This is a genomic window from Nonomuraea sp. NPDC050478, from assembly GCF_044458265.1.
In the GTDB taxonomy this organism is placed as follows: domain Bacteria; phylum Actinomycetota; class Actinomycetes; order Streptosporangiales; family Streptosporangiaceae; genus Nonomuraea; species Nonomuraea ferruginea.
This window is the reverse complement of the sequence record NZ_JBITHT010000002.1, coordinates 551,993-567,516: the sequence shown is the minus strand read 5'-3', so window position 1 is coordinate 567,516 and position 15,524 is coordinate 551,993. Positions and strand designations below refer to the sequence as shown.

At 71.2% G+C, this 15,524-nt stretch carries 14 protein-coding genes; 5 read left to right on the top strand and 9 right to left on the bottom strand.

The genetic code is table 11. The annotated features are described in order from the left end of the window. From ACIBF7_RS10680 to ACIBF7_RS10665, 4 genes are all read right to left on the bottom strand, one after another. Complete coding sequence (locus ACIBF7_RS10680; RefSeq protein ID WP_345482603.1) at window positions 1-1,557, bottom strand: hypothetical protein; 1,557 nt, start codon at window positions 1,555-1,557, stop codon at window positions 1-3. Continuing rightward, entirely contained in the window at window positions 1,554-2,426 is an 873-nt protein-coding gene (locus ACIBF7_RS10675) for an ABC transporter ATP-binding protein (RefSeq protein ID WP_271280381.1), read from the bottom strand. Before ACIBF7_RS10675 ends, ACIBF7_RS10680 begins: the two co-directional genes overlap by 4 nt. Further along, window positions 2,419-3,084: a TetR/AcrR family transcriptional regulator gene (locus ACIBF7_RS10670; protein WP_397196953.1), complete on the bottom strand. Its 666-nt coding sequence runs from the start codon at window positions 3,082-3,084 to the stop codon at window positions 2,419-2,421. Before ACIBF7_RS10670 ends, ACIBF7_RS10675 begins: the two co-directional genes overlap by 8 nt. Before the next feature lie 71 nt (window positions 3,085-3,155). Then, window positions 3,156-4,514 carry a TrkH family potassium uptake protein gene (locus ACIBF7_RS10665; protein ID WP_378525099.1) on the bottom strand — a complete coding sequence of 453 codons (1,359 nt, stop codon included), beginning with the start codon at window positions 4,512-4,514 and terminating at the stop codon, window positions 3,156-3,158. A gap of 259 nt (window positions 4,515-4,773) precedes the next feature. Here ACIBF7_RS10665 and ACIBF7_RS10660 point away from each other — a divergent pair, with 259 nt between their 5' ends. Next, window positions 4,774-5,040: a GlsB/YeaQ/YmgE family stress response membrane protein gene (locus ACIBF7_RS10660; protein ID WP_148032218.1), complete on the top strand. Its 267-nt coding sequence runs from the start codon at window positions 4,774-4,776 to the stop codon at window positions 5,038-5,040. A 140-nt stretch (window positions 5,041-5,180) separates the two neighbouring features. On the opposite strand, the gene ACIBF7_RS10655 is transcribed toward ACIBF7_RS10660, so the two are convergent. Then, a complete protein-coding gene (locus tag ACIBF7_RS10655; RefSeq protein ID WP_397196952.1) occupies window positions 5,181-5,792 on the bottom strand; it encodes a TetR/AcrR family transcriptional regulator in 612 nt (203 codons plus the stop codon). A 101-nt stretch (window positions 5,793-5,893) separates the two neighbouring features. Between ACIBF7_RS10655 and ACIBF7_RS10650 the strand changes: the two genes are divergently transcribed. Next, entirely contained in the window at window positions 5,894-7,408 is a 1,515-nt protein-coding gene (locus ACIBF7_RS10650) for an FAD-dependent monooxygenase (RefSeq protein WP_397196951.1), read from the top strand. A 109-nt stretch (window positions 7,409-7,517) separates the two neighbouring features. Here the strand turns inward: ACIBF7_RS10650 and ACIBF7_RS10645 are convergent, their stop codons facing one another. Continuing rightward, a complete protein-coding gene (locus ACIBF7_RS10645) occupies window positions 7,518-7,976 on the bottom strand; it encodes a GbsR/MarR family transcriptional regulator (RefSeq protein WP_397196950.1) in 459 nt (152 codons plus the stop codon). A 167-nt stretch (window positions 7,977-8,143) separates the two neighbouring features. Here ACIBF7_RS10645 and ACIBF7_RS10640 point away from each other — a divergent pair, with 167 nt between their 5' ends. The 3 genes from ACIBF7_RS10640 to ACIBF7_RS10630 are packed head-to-tail and all read left to right on the top strand — an operon-like array spanning window position 8,144 to window position 11,921. Continuing rightward, window positions 8,144-9,751, top strand: a complete 1,608-nt coding sequence (locus ACIBF7_RS10640; protein WP_397196949.1) for a CocE/NonD family hydrolase — start codon at window positions 8,144-8,146, stop codon at window positions 9,749-9,751. Beyond that, entirely contained in the window at window positions 9,748-10,752 is a 1,005-nt protein-coding gene (locus ACIBF7_RS10635) for a reductase (protein WP_397196948.1), read from the top strand. Before ACIBF7_RS10640 ends, ACIBF7_RS10635 begins: the two co-directional genes overlap by 4 nt. Before the next feature lie 14 nt (window positions 10,753-10,766). Continuing rightward, window positions 10,767-11,921 carry an FAD-dependent monooxygenase gene (locus ACIBF7_RS10630; RefSeq protein WP_397196947.1) on the top strand — a complete coding sequence of 385 codons (1,155 nt, stop codon included), beginning with the start codon at window positions 10,767-10,769 and terminating at the stop codon, window positions 11,919-11,921. A 68-nt stretch (window positions 11,922-11,989) separates the two neighbouring features. Here the strand turns inward: ACIBF7_RS10630 and ACIBF7_RS10625 are convergent, their stop codons facing one another. From ACIBF7_RS10625 to ACIBF7_RS10615, 3 genes are all read right to left on the bottom strand, one after another. Beyond that, window positions 11,990-12,373: an STAS domain-containing protein gene (locus tag ACIBF7_RS10625; protein ID WP_148032211.1), complete on the bottom strand. Its 384-nt coding sequence runs from the start codon at window positions 12,371-12,373 to the stop codon at window positions 11,990-11,992. A gap of 335 nt (window positions 12,374-12,708) precedes the next feature. Beyond that, window positions 12,709-13,578, bottom strand: a complete 870-nt coding sequence (locus tag ACIBF7_RS10620) for an alpha/beta fold hydrolase (RefSeq protein WP_397196946.1) — start codon at window positions 13,576-13,578, stop codon at window positions 12,709-12,711. Window positions 13,579-14,125: 547 nt separating this feature from the next. Then, window positions 14,126-15,157: a TerC/Alx family metal homeostasis membrane protein gene (locus ACIBF7_RS10615; protein ID WP_397196945.1), complete on the bottom strand. Its 1,032-nt coding sequence runs from the start codon at window positions 15,155-15,157 to the stop codon at window positions 14,126-14,128. Between the last annotated feature and the right edge of the window lie 367 nt (window positions 15,158-15,524).

Genomic DNA, 15,524 nt, shown 5'->3' with positions numbered 1-15,524 from the left:
TCACAGGGTCAGATCGCGGCGGCGGAGCCCGTACAGACCCACCGCGGCCAAGCCTGCCGCCACGACGGTGAGCCCGGCCAGCGTGCCCGGTCCGGGGCTGGCCAGCGTGGAGTAATGGACGTGGGCGAACGGGGAGATCATGAAGAGCGAGTCGTTCACCAGGCCGACCTCCCAGGCGACTTCGAGGGCGATGGTCAGGACCAGGGCGGTCCACCCCACGACCGCTCCGGCCCGCCGGAACAGCCCGAACGCCGCCACGGCGATCCCGGCCATCACCCAGATGCCGGGCAGGATGACCGTGGTGAGGGCCAACCCGCCGGCGAAGTCGCCGCTGCCGAGGCCCAGCCCGAGGCCGGCGATCACCAGCATGGCGACGGGGACCGTCACCGCGAACAGGAGATGGGCAGCCGCCCACCGGGTCCGGCTCACCGGGCCGGACAGGAAAAGCTCGGTGGCCTCGTCGCCGCGCAGGCGCAGCACCGTCATGATCGCGTACAGGGAGACGGAGAACACCGCCAGCTCGTACACGACGAGCTTGAAGAAGATCCGCGCGGGATCGTCCTCTCCCGTGCGCCCGGCCCAGTAGTCCAGCGCTCCGCTCTGACCGAACGTCTCGACGGCGGTCTGCCCGCCGAGCCCGAGCCCCGCGCCGATGAAGGCGGCGCCCACGATCCACACCAGTGCCGCCCCCCGGTGCGTCCGCCAGGCCAGCCCGAGCGGTCCGCGCAGGCCGGCCGGCGCGCGGGCGGGGCCGAGGCGGGGCGGCAGGAGGCCGGCGCCGAGGTCGCGGCGGGCCGACAGCGCGTAGGCCGCCCACGCCATGGCCGCGACGAACGCCGCGACCAGCGCGAACACCCACCACTGCTCGCCGCCGAAGGCGCGCGCCCGCAGGAACCAGCCGTTCGGTACGAGCCAGCCCAGCCATTCCATCCCGGGGCCGCCCAGGTCGCTGACGCCCCGGAGGAGGTAAGCCGCGAAGAACACGGTGAAGGCCGCGGCTCCGGCCACGCGGGCGCTCTGGGTGAGCTGCACGGTCACCGCGGCCAGCGCGGCCCCGACCCAGCCACCCGACGCGGCGGTCAGGCCCCAGGCGAGGGAGCCGGCCGGAGGGAGCCCGGCGCTCACGCCGACCACCGCGATCAGTGCGGCGAGCACCAGGTTCGCGCCCAGCACGACGGTGAGGGCGGCGGTCAGCGGGGCGCGCCGTCCCACGGCGGCCGAGCCGACGAGCTCCCGCCGCCCTTGCTCCTCGTCGGAGCGGGTGTGCTTGACCAGGAGGACGATGCTGGCCAGGGCGGCGAAGATGGTGGTGGCGGCGGCCCGCTGCTGGGCGGCGGCGGCGCCCACGCTGTCGCCGTACGCGGGTCCCTGCAGCAGGAGGATCACGGGGTTCCGCGCGATCTCCTCGACGTAGTGCAGGACCGCGTCCCGGGTGGGGAGCAGTTGCCGGATGGTGGTCACCGTGGTGGCGACGAAGAGGGCGACGGACAGGATCCACAGCGGCTGCCAGACGCGGTCGCGACGCAGGATCAGCCGGATCAGCGCTGTCGTGTTCATCGGTAGTGCCTCATGAACAGCTCTTCGAGAGTGGGCGGCTGGGCGGTGATGTCGCGCACGCCGTACTGCGCCAGGTGGGCCAGCACGTCGCCGATGTGGTCGGTGTCGGCCTGGAAACGCACCCGGCCGCCGTCCGTGCTCAGGTCGTGGACATGGGGGAGCCCGCCGGCCGGGACCCTGGCGAGTTCGGCCGTGACGGAGACGCGTGTGAGATGGCGCAGCTGCGCGAGGGTGCCGGCCTCCACGATGCGGCCGTCGCGGATGATGCTCACCCGGTCGCAGAGCGCCTCGACCTCGGCGAGGATGTGGCTGGAGAGCAGGACCGTGCGGCCCTTGCGCCGTTCTTCCGCGACGACCTCGCGGAAGATCGCCTCCATCAGCGGATCGAGGCCGGAGGTCGGCTCGTCCAGCAGGAGCAGCTCCACCTCGGAGGCGAGCGCGGCGATCAGCGCGACCTTCTGCCGGTTGCCCTTGGAGTAGGTCCGGGCCTTCTTACGGGGATCCAGGGCGAAACGTTCGATCAGCTCGTCGCGCCGCTTGGCGTCGGCGCGGCCGCGCAGCCGGCCGAGCAGGTCGATCACCTCGCCGCCGGACAGGCTCGGCCAGAGGGTGACGTCGCCGGGGACGTAGGCGAGCCGCCGGTGCAGCTCGACGGCGTCGGCCCAGGGGTCGCCGCCGAGCAGCCGGACCTGGCCGCCGTCCTTGCGCAGCAGGCCGAGGAGGATGCGCAGGGTCGTGGTCTTGCCGGCGCCGTTGGGGCCGAGGAAGCCGTGCACCTCTCCTTCCCGCACGGTCATGTCCAGGCCGTCCAGCGCGCGGACCCGGCCGAACTCCTTGGTCAGCCCGTGGATCTCGATCACGTCAGTCACGGGGGTGCTCCTTCATGTGGTGATCGGTGACGGCCTGGCGGACCTGGTCTCCGGGTCCCGAGGTGATCCACTGCCCCAGGTGCGCGTAGACGTCGGCCATGGCGATGCCGAGCCGGGGCAGATTCGTCCTGCTCAGCGTGTCGACGCCCATCCGACGGGACAGGTGCGCGTGGAGCACGATCGTGCTGAGGTGCATCGCCGCCATCACGGCGGCGCGTTCGCGCACCTTGGACTCGTGCGGGGGGAAGTCGTCCGGCCAGTTCTCCATGAGGAACCGCTCGGCGGCGTCGGCGCCTTCGTCGAACAACACCGCCGCCACGCCCCAGCCCTCGGCCAGGGCCCGGGCGAGGTAGCGGACGCTGAGCTCGTTGGCCTCGTACATGCCCTGGATGACGTCGGGGGTGACCTCGACGCCGTCCTGGACCTGGCCCGCGGCGCCCATCATGGCGGCACGGACGTGCGCGTCGCAGGCCTCCCGCAGCCCTTCTTTGGAGCCGAAATGATGCTGCACCAGGCCGACCGAGACACCGGCGGCATCGGCGACGGCCTTCAGCGTCGCCCCCTTGAAACCGCGCTCGGCGAACTCCGCCAGAGCCGCGTCGCGGATCCGCGCGCGAGCGGTCAGATCCTCGGGCGGTCGATCATAGGCTGAACACATGACCCGGATACTATATAGACATATTGTTTCCGGCAAGATCGTATTGTCCTGAAGCCGGCGGGCCGATCTGGTCAGCCGATGATCATCCTTTCCTCCGGCAGTTCGTAGCGGCGTGTGCGTTCCTTCAGCGCCAGCGCGGAGCCGAGCGTCACCGGGCCGATGCGGCCGACGAACATGAGCACGGTCAGCAGCAGGTGCCCGGCGGGTGTGACGGCAGCGGTGATGCCGGTGGACAGCCCGACCGTGCCGAACGCGGAGACGACCTCGAACAGCACCTGATCCAGGGTGTGCGGGGTGAGCACGAGCAGCACGTAGGTGGACACGGCGACCAGGCCCATGCTCATCGCGGCGATGGTGATCGCCTGGCGTTGCGTCGCCGACGTCAGCTGCCGGTGGCCGATGGTGACCCGCGGCTCGCCGCGCATCTCGGCCCAGACGACGAACGCCAGCACGCCGAAGGTGGTGACCTTGATGCCGCCGGCCGTGCCGGCGGTGCCTCCGCCGATGAACATCAGCACGTCGGTGACCAGCAAGCTGGAGGGGGTCATGGAAGCGATGTCGAGACTGTTGAAGCCGGCGGTACGAGGCATCACGGCGGTGAAGAAGCCGGCCAGCACCTTGTCGTCATCGCTCAACGCCCCCAGCGTCCTGGGGTTGCTCCACTCGGCGGCCAGGAAGACCAGGGTGCCGATCAGGAGCAGGATGACGGTCATGCCGACGGTGATGCGGGTCAGAAGCGACCACCGGCCGGGGTGCCGCCACGAGCGGCGCAGCTCGAACAGCACCGGGAAGCCGAGCCCGCCCACGACGACCGCGGCGGCGATGGTCAGGCAGATCCACGGATCGGTGGCGAAGCGGGTCAGACTGTCCGGCCACAGCGCGAATCCGGCGTTGTTGAAGGCCGACACGGCGTGGAAGACGCCCAGGTAGAGCGCCCGGCCGAACGGCTCGCCGTACCCGAGAAGAAACCGCAGGGTGAGGATGACGGCGACGACCGCCTCACTGAACAGGCTGAACAGCACCACGTTCCGCACGATGCGCCGCAGATCGCCGGCGGTGAGTGACTTGGTCTCGGCCTGGGCGAACAGCCGGGCGCGCAGCCCCAGCCGCCCGGAGATCAACAGGGTGAACACGGTGGCCAGGGTCATGATGCCCAGACCGCCCACCTGGATCAGCAGGGCGATCACCGCCTCGCCGAACGCCGACCAATGTCCGCCCGTGTCGACGATCACCAGGCCGGTCACGCACACCGCCGAGGTCGCGGTGAACAGCGCAGTGATCCAGTCGGTGGGTTCCGCCGAGGCGCTGGCCAGGGGAGAGGACAACAGTACGGTGCCGACGAGCACCGCGGCCGCGAAACCAGTCGTGATCACCTGTGCCGGGTGCTGGAACCGGCCCAGCAGAGCCGCGACCGGTCCGCCGCGCCTCACCACGTTTCCCGGCGCAGGTAGCGGACCGTCCCGGATTTCCTCTCCCGTTTCGTGGTCATCACGTTCACCGCTCCAGACTTCACCTTGAGAACAGCGGAATCACGTCGAACGCTGAGGAAGGCTCGGCCCGCGTTCGTCGTGTCGCTGTGTACCTGGCCTCTATGGCGGCGATCGGGTTCGGTTCCGGACGCCAGGGGCATACCGACCAACGGAATCCCCACATCGCCGCTCCCCGACAAGCGGTGCAGGAAGGACCTTCATGATCGGCTTTATTGTCGCAGGGCTCATCATCGGCGCTCTCGCGCGGCTCATCAAGCCGGGCAAGCAGAACCTCGGCCTGCTGGCGACCCTGCTGCTGGGCCTGGTGGGCTCGTTGATCGGCGGCACCGTGGCCAGCCTGCTCGGCACCGGCGACATCTTCGAGCTCAATGTGCTCGGTTTCGTCGTGGCTGTGATCGCCGCGGTGGCCTTGGTAGGCACCGCGGAGGCCATCGTCGGCTCAAGGCGCCGGCGAGAGGTGCGATGATCGCAGCAGGCTCTCCGCCGCGTTCGGCGATCGCGCATGCGTTGCCTCGTCGACCGCCGTCGTGCGCGGAGCTTCTTCGACCGGCCTGTACGAGCGCGGTCATGATGCCGTAGTGCCGGCCCGCTCGACCCGTGGCCGGCTCAGCCGCGGCAGGCGGTCAGCGCGGCCAGGATGACCTCCACCAGCCGCGCCAGGACACCGGGATCCAGCGGCTCCGAGGGCTGCCACGGCGTCCGGGGACGCAGGTAGGCCAGGCCGATCAGGCAGTCGGTGGCCAGGTCGAGGTCGAGGTCGGCGGGCAGTTCGCCGCGGTCGACGGCGCGCTGCAGCAGCTCTGTGGCGGCGGCGCGGCGGGGCAGCTCGGCCGTGGTGTGCATGGCCACCGCCAGTCGCGGGTTGCGGGTCGCCTCGGCGGTCAGGTCGGTGAGGATCCGCATGGCGCGGGTGTCGGCGCGCAGCGCCGAGGTGTGGCGGACGAAGCCGGCGACGTCCTCGTACAGGGTGCCCGTGTCGGGAAGGGGCACGGCCTGGTCGGCGAGTTCGGTGAGAAGGTCCAGCACCAGGGGCTCCTTGGAAGACCAGCGCCGGTAGATGGCCGCCTTGCCGACGCCGGCCCGGCGGGCGACGGCGTCCATGGACATGCGGGCGTATCCGTGGTCGGTCAGCTCGGCCAGGGCGGCCTCGATGATCGCGCCGGTGACCTCTTGGCGCAGGACGGCCGCGCCGGCGGGCCTGCGGCTGGAGTCGGACATGCGCGACATTCTCCCATGAGACGGAACGGTTGCGTTCCATTGTAGGCGGGCCGTACCGTGGAAGGGCCGGAACGGAATCGTTCCGTTCTAAGGGAGATGTCATGAACGAATCCACGGATGTCCTGGTCGTCGGCGCCGGGCCGGCCGGGCTGGCGCTGGCCTGCGGCCTGCTGCTGCACGGCGTGCGGGTGCGCGTGGTGGACCAGGCGGCGGGGCCGGCGACCACGTCGCGGGCCAACCTCCTGCACGCCAGAGGCGTCGAGGTGCTCGACCGGCTGGGCGCGCTCGGTGACCTGCCCGAACGCTCGGCCCAGGGGCTGGTGCTCACCACCTACATCGGGGGCCGGCCGGTGATGCGGATCCGCTTCGGCGACCCGATCCTCGGCACTCCCCGGCCCGCGCTGGTGCTGCCCCAGACCGAGATCGAGGCCGCGCTCCGCCGCCGGTTCGCCGAGCTGGGCGGCGGCGTGGAATGGGGGACCGGACTGGTCGACGCACGCCAGGACGGGGACGGCGTCACGGCCGTGCTCGGCGGCGGGCGGACCGTACGCGCGAGCTGGCTGGCCGGCTGCGACGGCGCGCACAGCACGGTACGCAAGCTGGCCGGCATCGGATTTCCCGGCGCGCCCCTGACCGACCAGTGGCTGCTGGCCGACGGTCACGCCGGCTTCGGCCTCGGCCGCGAGGGCGGGCACGGCTGGGCTCATCCCGACGGGCCGCTGTTCGTCATGCCGATGCCCTCGCCCGACGGCACGGGCGACGACCTGTGGCGGCTGATGGCCTACCTGCCGGGCGCCACCGACGAGAAGCTGGACGAGGCCGAGATCCTGGAGGCGTTCCGGCGCGTCGTGGGCGAGCGCGCGGGGCTCGCGGGTGAACAGCTCAAGGACCTCGTCTGGGCCTCGATGTTCCGGGTCCACCGGCGGCTGGCGACCGGCTACCGGCAAGGGCGCGTCCTGCTGGCCGGTGACGCGGCCCACATCCACAGCCCGATGGGCGGCCAGGGCATGGTCACCGGGATGGGCGACGCCGAGAACCTCGCCTGGAAGCTCGCGCTGGTCGTCCACGGCCGCGCCGGCCACCGGCTGCTGGACACCTACCAGGCCGAGCGCCGCCCGCTCGCCGCCGAGGTGCTCCGCTCCACCAGCGCGACCGCCCGGTTGCAGATCGGCGACAGCCCGCTGCTGCGTCTGCTGATCAGGTGGGTGCTGGTGCCCCTGTTCAACCGGCCGGCGGTGCAGCGCCGGGGAACCATGGCCGCCTCCCAGCTCGGGGTGACCTACCGTCGCGGCCCGCTGGCCGGTCGCGGATCGCGGCTGGGACGCCGGCCGCGGCCGGGTGACCGGGTCGCGGATCTCGCGTGCGCCGGCACGCGGCTGCACGCCGAGCTGGGCGGACGCTGGGCCCTGCTGGCCACCGGCCCGGGCGCGCGGCTCTGCGAGCCGCAGGTGAGCGCCGCGCTGGGTGACCGCGTCGTCACTCTCACGCCGGACGGCTGGCGCGATGACGAGGTGTGGCTGGTGCGCCCGGACGCCCATCTGGCCTGGCGCGGCCGTCCCGGCTCGGACGGCCTCGGACGCTGGCTGCGGCGCGCGTCGATACACCCCGAGCCATAGGTCGTCGCCGTGGTGCCGCCGAAGACATCGCGCGGTTGTCGCGGATCGTGGCGAGGCGTTCCTGGCGGCAGGCCGAGGCTGGGCGCTCGCGCCGGCCGGCGGGCTTGGGTCAGGCGCCCTGCTGGTGCCAGCGGTGCAGCAGGGCGGGGAGCTCGCCGAGCAGGAACGCGTAGAAGTCGCGCATCTGGGTCAGGCGCTGATGGGCGGGGTTGCCGCCTTCGGTGGCGGCGATCCCGGCGGCCGCGGCCTGCATCATGGCCTGAATGACGGTGTTCTGGCTGGTGAACAGGGTGGCCCAGGCGTCGTCGCGGAGCCGGTAGTGCTCGCGGCGGCTGCCCGGCGCGGGCAGGCGTTCGATCAGGCCGACCGTCAGCAGGGATTTGATCGCGCCGGAGACCGAGCCCGCGCTGGCCTCCAGCCGGTCGGCGATCTCGCCGGCGGTGACGCTTTCCTGGTCGGTGAACAGGAAGACCGCGAGGGTGCGCGCGGACATGCGTTGCATCCCGCCTTCGATCAGGGTCAGGGCCAGCCGTTCGGCCGCCTGCCACTGCTCATGCCTGTCGTTCACGTGTGCCTCCTTGCGGAAGCAGGATATCGAACACGCCATGTCTTCAGAAATTTCTGAAAAGTCGGTATAGTGTTGGCATCGGCCTCCGCGGGAGGTTCGATGGTGTGCCGGGAAGCCTGGTCGGCGATGTGACATCCAGTTCCACGTCGATAGGGAGTTGACCGGCTATGACCCTGCTCAGTCGTGTGTACGGCGTGCGGCCCACCCTGCGTCACCGGGTGCGGGTGCGGCGGAACGTGGAGATCCCGGCCGCCGACGGTGTGCGACTGCTCGCCACGCACTACTACCCGGCCGGTCAGCGCCAGGCTCCCTTGGTGCTGCTGCGCGGCCCGTACGGCCGCGGCAACGTCCTGGACCGGCTTCCTGCGCTGCTGGCCGAGCGCGGCTACCAGGTGCTGTTCCAGAGCCTGCGCGGCACGGCTGGATCCGGCGGACGCTTCGACGGCTTCGTCATCGACCCGGCCGACGGCGACGGCACACTGAGCTGGCTGCGCGCCCAGCCGTGGTTCGGCGGCGAACTGGCCACCTGGGGCGCCAGCTACCTCGGCTTCACGCAGTGGGAACTGGCCGCCCGCGACATCCCGGAGTGGAAGATCGCGCTCATCCAGGACGCGCCGTCGTCGTTGGCCGAAGGCTTCATGTACCCCGGCGGGGCCTTCGCGACCGGGAACGCGCTGGGCTGGGTGCAGCTGGTGGAGCGGATGTTCACCGGCGGCATCGCCCGCCAGATGGCCGGCATGGTGGGCGCCGCCCGGCGGCTGTCGAGGGCCACACTCGCCCTCCCGTTGCAGGAGGCCGACCAGGCCCTGACCGGTCACCCCGTGCCATGGTTCCGGGACTGGGTCCGGCACGAGGCGAGCCAGGAGTACTGGGCGAGCACCGACCACCGCGCCAACACCCCGCGCATGCCGCCGGTGGTGCACTTGCAGGGCGGCTGGCACGACTGCTTCCTGCCGGGGATGCTTGCGGACTACGCCGCCCTGGTGGCCGCCGGACGCCAGGTGCGGCTTCTGGTCGGCCCATGGGGGCACGGCCGCGGGCTCTACACGCGCCAGGGGCTGGCCGACGCGCTGGCCTCGCTGGACGCCGTGCTGCTCGGACGGCAGGCGCCCACCGGTGTACGCCTGTTCGTCACCGGGGCGGACCACTGGCGCGACCTGGCCGCGTGGCCGCCCCCGCACGAGCCGACCCCCTGGTTCCTGCATCCAGCCGGCGGTCTCAGCCGTACCCCGCACGAAGGTCAGGCCGCACCCAGCCGCTACCGCTACGACCCCGCCGACCCGACCCCGACCGTCGGCGGCACGCAGGCGGGCATGTCGGTCGGGACGCAGGACAACCGCGCCGTCGAGGCCAGAGCCGACGTGCTGACCTTCACGACCGCGCCCCTGCCCGACCACGTCGAGGCGGTCGGCCCGGTCCGCGTGCGGTTGCACGCGCGCTCGGCCAATCCGAACGTCGACTACTTCGCCCGCCTGTGTGACGTGGACGAGCGCGGCCGGTCGATGAACGTGTGCGACGGGATCGTGCGCCTGCGCGAGCCGGGCGACATCCGCACGGTCGAGGTCACCCTGTGGCCGGTGGCCCACCGGTTCCAGCGCGGCCATCGCATCCGGCTGCAGGTCTCCAGCGGCGCACACCCGCGCTTCGGCCGGAACCCCGGCACCGGCGAGCCGCTCGCGACCGGGACGGGCCTGCGCGCGTCCGAGCACGAGATCTTCCACGACCACCTGCGCCCATCAGCCCTTTTCCTGCCCCTCACCCCAGGAGCGTCATGAAACTGCTTGTTCTCGGCGGCACCCACCACGTGGGCCGCGCCGTCGTGGAGACGGCACTGGAGCGCGGTGACGATGTGAGCACGCTCAACCGCGGCCTCAGCCGTGACCCCGCGCCCGGCGTGCGGGCGCTGCTCGCCGACCGCACCGACCCCGAGGCTGTCCGGCGGGCGCTGGGCGGCCAGGAGTGGGACGCGGTCATCGACACCTGGGCCTGGGCGCCCAGAGTGGTGCGCGACACCGCCCGCCTGCTGTCCGGCAGGGCAGGGCACTACGGCTACGTCTCCAGTCGCGGCGTGCACCGCTGGCCCTGGCCCGCGGGCGCCGACGAGCAGGCGCCCCTGGTCGACGGCGACCCCGCCGGCACCGACGATGCCGACTACGCCGCGGCCAAGCGCGGCGGCGAGCTCGCCGTCCTCGAATCCTTCCCCGAGACGGCGCTGCTGGCCAGAGCCGGGATGATCCTCGGCCCGTACGAGGACGTCGGCCGCATCCCGTGGTGGCTGCGCCGCCTGGAGAAGGGCGGCAAGGTCCTCGCGCCCGCCCCCGCCCAGACGCCCCTGCAGTACATCGACGTCCGGGACCTGGCCATCTGGCTGCTCCAGTCCGCCGAACGCGGCCTGAGCGGCGCCTTCACCACCACCGGCCCGCCAGGCGCGATCACCCTCGGCGACCTGCTCACCACGGCCCTGGACGTGACCGGGTTCGACACCGAGCTCGTGTGGGCGGAGCCGGACCTGCTCCTGCGGCACGGCCTGCCGCTCGGCATGGAGTTCGGGCTACGGCTGCCCGACGGCAGCGTGCCGAGCGGCATGCACGACGCCGACGTCAGCGCTGCCCTGGCCGAAGGCCTCACCACCCGCCCGCTGCGCGAGACCCTCGCCGACACCTGGGCCTGGCTGCGGGCCGAAGGCGATCCGGCACCCCGCGCGGACGCCCCTTCTCCCGACACCTGGCTGGACGCCACCGCCGAACAGCGGCTACTCGACCATCTCGCCTCCTGAGGAAGCAACCTTTCATGCGCGCCATCATCATCGGAGCCGGCATCGCCGGCCTGGCCACCGCCCTGCGCCTGCACCAGATCGGCTGGGACACCCTCATCGTCGAACGCGCCCCCGCCCGCCGCGGCGGAGGCTACGCCGTCACCTTCGGCGGCATCGGCTACGACGCCGCCGAACGCATGGGCATCCTGCCCGGCCTGCTCGGCAAGGGCTTCATCACCGACGAACTCGTCTACCACAAGCCGAACGGCGACCGCCGCTTCTCCCTCGACCGTGCCACCATCGCCGCCACCACCGGCCGCCGCTCGATCACCATCCTGCGCGGCGACCTCGAAGCCGTCCTGTACGAGAAGGTCGAGGGCGGTGAGGGCGCCGCCGAAATCCGCTTCGGCGCCACCCTCACCGCCGTCGACCAGGACGAGCACACCGTACGCGTGACCTTGACCGACGGCACCGAGGAGGAAGGCGATCTGCTGATCGGCGCCGACGGCCTGCACTCGGCCACCCGCGCCCTGCTGTTCGGCCCGGAAGAGGACTTCCTGCTCGATTTGGAGCACAAGGTCGCCGTCTACATGCTCGACAAGCGCCCTGCCTCCATCGCCACCGGCGCCACCGGCACCCTGTCCTCCGGCGGCCGCACCGCCGCGGTCATCAGCATTCCCGACGGCCGCAACGTCGCCTTCTTCGGCTACCGCGCCGACCACGCCCGCCCCGGCGAGGACGTGACCACCGAACTGCGGCGCGTCTACGGCGACCTCGGCTGGGTCATCCCCGAAGCCCTGGCCGGACTTCAGCGGGCCGAGTCGGTCTACTTCGACACCATCAGCCAGGTCGTCGCGCCGTCCTGGAGCAAGGGCCGGGTGGTCCTGCTCGGCGACGCCGCCTGGTGCGTCACCCTGTTCGCCGGATACGGCTCCTCCCTGGCCGTCGGCGGCGCCGACCGCCTCGGCACCGAACTGGCGGCCCACCCCGGCGACGTCCCCGCCGCGCTGGCCGCGTGGGAGGCCGCCATCCGGCCCGAAGCCGAGCGCAAGCAGAAACTCGGCCGCCGCGTCAAAGGCGTCTACGCCCCCACCAGCCCGCTCCTGCTGTGGCTGAGCTTGCTGCCCCTGCGGCTGGCCTCCCTGCCCCTGGTCCGCCGCTACATGATCCGCCGCTTCATCGAAGGCTGACCAGCGGTCCATCTGGCCAACGGAAGATCACACCGCTTGCGGCCGGCGTTCGCGTGGGACCGCTCGTCTCAAGGCCGGGGCCAAGCCGGCGGAGGCGGTGAACTGACGGCCGGTATCGCCGCGTCCATGGTGTCGAAGATCGGCAGGTGAGCTTCCAGACCGGTGATGCGCAGCCATCGTGTGACCGGTGCGCCGGGATGCAGGAAGGCCATGGCCACACCTGCTCGCTGCAGGCGTTGGTGGGCTGTGATCAGGCTGGCAAGCCCGGAGGAGTCGAGGAAGGCCAGAGCCGACAGATCGATCAGCACCGGCATCTTCGCGTCGGTTGCCAGGTGCGTGTCCAGCCACGATCGCCATCTGGTCATGTTGTCCCAGCTCAAGTCTCCGGCGAGCCTGACGACGAGCACGCCGTGCTCTTCGGAGACGCCCACGATGAGCGCGCTGTCGTTCATGCCGAATCCTCGCGTCGGCCGCCCGGCGGACGCGAAACGTCCTGTGAGGGCCCGGCGGAACACCGGACGACACCGCGGCTTCCTGATGGCGATACGGGCGGGTGGAGCCTGCTCGGATGGGCCGCCGCCGGCGGCAGAGCATCCACAGGGATCCCGGGGAAGGGGATGAACCAATCCCGTGTGCGCATATCGAGGGCCTCTGATTTCGGTCGGCGACAACAATTGCCGACCAGGCTTCCCGGCGCACCAATTGTGAGCGTAGCAAACGGTTACAGTCGGCAGAAGTGATGCCGTTATCGGACCAGTGGTGTCATCAAGCTCCACCCGCGAGCGGCTCAGGTGCGCTTTGGCAGGGTGTCGAGGAGCGCGGGCAGGAGGGTCGCGTCCTCGTGCGGACCGAGATGACCCACGCCCGGCACATTCACCACGTTGGTATCCAGCAGGGCGAGCGCAGGCCCGTGAAGGCGGGCGGGCGGATAGAAACAATCCTCCTGTCCAGTGGCCACCACCACCGGGGTGCCCCGCCAGCGGCTCACGAGGGGCGCGGGGATCGGCGACGGAGCCAAGCTGGTGCGACTGTGCCGGGCGACCAGGGTCATCCACTCCGCCAGCCGGTGATCCGAGCCGTCCGTCTCGTGCGCTCGGCCGCTCATGTGACGCAGCAGCGCCTGACTGCGCTCGACGGTCGGAACGGTCAGCCAGGGCAGCGTGACCCTGATCAGCGCGGGAGTCAGGCGGGCCCGGCTCAGACCGGCCGCGGACACCAGTAGCAGGCCGCTGATGCGCGGCCCCGGGTGCGCCGCCAGGGCTACCGCCGCTCCCAGCGAGTGACCCACGACCACGACGGGTCCGATGTCCAACTGGTCGACTATCTCTCCGACCCAGCGGCCGTAGCCGGCCAGGCGACCCCGCCCGGGCCGACGTGCCGTGCTCAGGCCCGGCTGGCCCGGCAGGTCCACCATGATCACCTGGTGGCCGGGGAGCAGAGCCTCGGCCACCTCCAGCGAGGTCGCGGCACAGAAGTTGGTGCCCGGCAGCAACACCACGCCGCGGCCCTGGCCGGCGCTGACGACCGCCGTGGTGCCCAAACTGGTCTCCAGGGTGTGGAGCCGGTGTCGCACCTTCCAAGAGCGCAGCCGGTCACGGCACCAGTCGCGCACTTCCCGCTCGCCCGCGGGTGAGGTGTAAAGGGTGGGGGAGGCCACAGGGGGAGCCCTTCCTCGCAGGTAGGTCGATCATCTGCCGACCAGGCTTCCCGGCTCACCAACCCCGAGCCTCTCGTGAGTGAGGCCAAGGCACGATGTCACCCTGGCAAAGATCCACGCCACCCGCAACAAGCATGCTGTGAGTTACGAGATTGATCCGAACAAGTGGACCATGAGGGGGAACAGGCAGGGCTGGTGGAGCGGTTCCGGGTGCGCGGCGAGCGGCGCGACCGGTACCGGCTGGCCGAGGACGTCTTCGCCCGCGCGTTCCGCGTCAAGATGGCCGAGTTCGCGAGTTCTACGCGCTGGCGGAGCAAGGGCTCGAAGCGGTGGGCGGCGACCCGGAACAGCGCCGGCGGCTGGAACTCATGCGCGACATGGCCGCAGGCCGCAGGGCACCGGCCGCAGCATCGTCGACGTCGAGGCCATCACCGGCGCAGGCCTGCGACGCCGGCCGTTCGACCACGACCTCCGCCACGGCCAATGCAGGCGACCGGTTGCGAGGTCGGCGCGAACCCAAGAACAAGCGTCACCAGCGCCACGCGAGTCATCCGTCCGACGGCGGGACGGTGACACGTTGGACATCACGGTGGGCAGCGCGGCGGTTGGCGTGCAGGCTCGTGATCGTGACGGTCGTCAGGGCCACGACGATGACGCCGAGTGAGACCAGGGTGGGGATGTCCGGGACTGTGGGCCAGACGCTGTGCGCCCAGTTCAGGACGAGTTTGACGCCGATGAACCCCAGGATGACGCTGAGCCCGTGATTGAGGTGCCGCAGCTTCTCCAGCACGCCCAGCAGCACGAAGTACAGCGCCCGCAGGCCCAGCAGAGCGAAGGCGTTGGTGACGAAGACGAGGAACGGGTCTTCGGTGACCCCGTACACCGCGGGCACCGAGTCGACCGCGAAGACGATGTCGGTAGCGAAGACGGCCACGATGGCAAGCGCCAGCGGCGTCAGGGCCAACCGGCCGCCCTGGCGGACCATCAGGCGGGAGCCGCGGTAGTCGGCGGTGACCGGCATGAAGTGCCGCAGCACATGGATGGTGCGCATCGAGGAGATGTCGACCTGCTGCTGAGTGCCGCGCAGCGCGTCTCTGAGGATCTTCCCTGCGGTGATGATCAGGATCACGCCGAACAGCAGGAACGCCCAGGTGCCGCTGGCCAGCGCGGCCGCGCCCAGGGCGATGAAGATCGCGCGCAGCGCCAATGCCCCGATGATCCCGTACAGCAGGACCCGCTGGGCCAGCTCACCAGGCACCGCGAAGGCCGACAGCAGCAGCATGAACACGAAGAGGTTGTCCACCGACAACGACTTCTCCACCAGGTAACCGGTATAGAAGCCCACCGAGGCCTGCAGCCCGAACGCGCGCCACACGTAGACGCCGAACAGCAGGGGCAGCGTCAGGTAGAAGACCGACCAGCCGACCGCCTCACGCATCCGTACCTCGTGCGGGCGCCGGGTCAGCACGAAATCCGCGCCCAGCAGCAGCGCAAGGCCGCCAACGGTGGTCGCCCACAGCTGCGGCGAGCCGATCGATTCCAGAGGGGCAGCCGTCATCAGCCCTATGGGGACGGGCATGGAACCTCCTCGGACCGGCCGGGCCTTTCGAGGTCTCCTTCGCCCACGACCGTGCGGGCGGCCGCCCGGGGACGAAGTCACGCCCGTACTGACCGGGCCGGCTCTTGGGAAGTACTCCCCTCGCCCTTCCAGGCTAGGCACACCGGTCCGGTCTGTTCCACTTCGGCGGCTCCCGCGGTGATCGTCAAGCGTTTGACCGGCGCCGCAAGCTGGGCCGATAGTGGAAGAAAGGGGAGTACCCGCCGTCGGACATCCCGGTCGTCATCACGGTCTGCACGCCTGGACAGGCCCGGCGGGATGGCCCTCCGGCCGCAGCCGACGCGGCTGCCGGGGCGGAGGGTGCGGGAAGACCTTCGTCCTCGTGGCG

Coding starts and splice junctions, on each gene's coding strand:
- ACIBF7_RS10680 (WP_345482603.1), bottom strand. CDS start 1,557: ATGAACACGACAGCGCTGATCCGGCTGATCCTGCGTCGCGACCGCGTC.
- ACIBF7_RS10670 (WP_397196953.1), bottom strand. CDS start 3,084: ATGTGTTCAGCCTATGATCGACCGCCCGAGGATCTGACCGCTCGCGCG.
- ACIBF7_RS10660 (WP_148032218.1), top strand. CDS start 4,774: ATGATCGGCTTTATTGTCGCAGGGCTCATCATCGGCGCTCTCGCGCGG.
- ACIBF7_RS10655 (WP_397196952.1), bottom strand. CDS start 5,792: ATGTCCGACTCCAGCCGCAGGCCCGCCGGCGCGGCCGTCCTGCGCCAA.
- ACIBF7_RS10650 (WP_397196951.1), top strand. CDS start 5,894: ATGAACGAATCCACGGATGTCCTGGTCGTCGGCGCCGGGCCGGCCGGG.
- ACIBF7_RS10640 (WP_397196949.1), top strand. CDS start 8,144: ATGACCCTGCTCAGTCGTGTGTACGGCGTGCGGCCCACCCTGCGTCAC.
- ACIBF7_RS10635 (WP_397196948.1), top strand. CDS start 9,748: ATGAAACTGCTTGTTCTCGGCGGCACCCACCACGTGGGCCGCGCCGTC.
- ACIBF7_RS10630 (WP_397196947.1), top strand. CDS start 10,767: ATGCGCGCCATCATCATCGGAGCCGGCATCGCCGGCCTGGCCACCGCC.
- ACIBF7_RS10625 (WP_148032211.1), bottom strand. CDS start 12,373: ATGAACGACAGCGCGCTCATCGTGGGCGTCTCCGAAGAGCACGGCGTG.
- ACIBF7_RS10615 (WP_397196945.1), bottom strand. CDS start 15,157: ATGCCCGTCCCCATAGGGCTGATGACGGCTGCCCCTCTGGAATCGATC.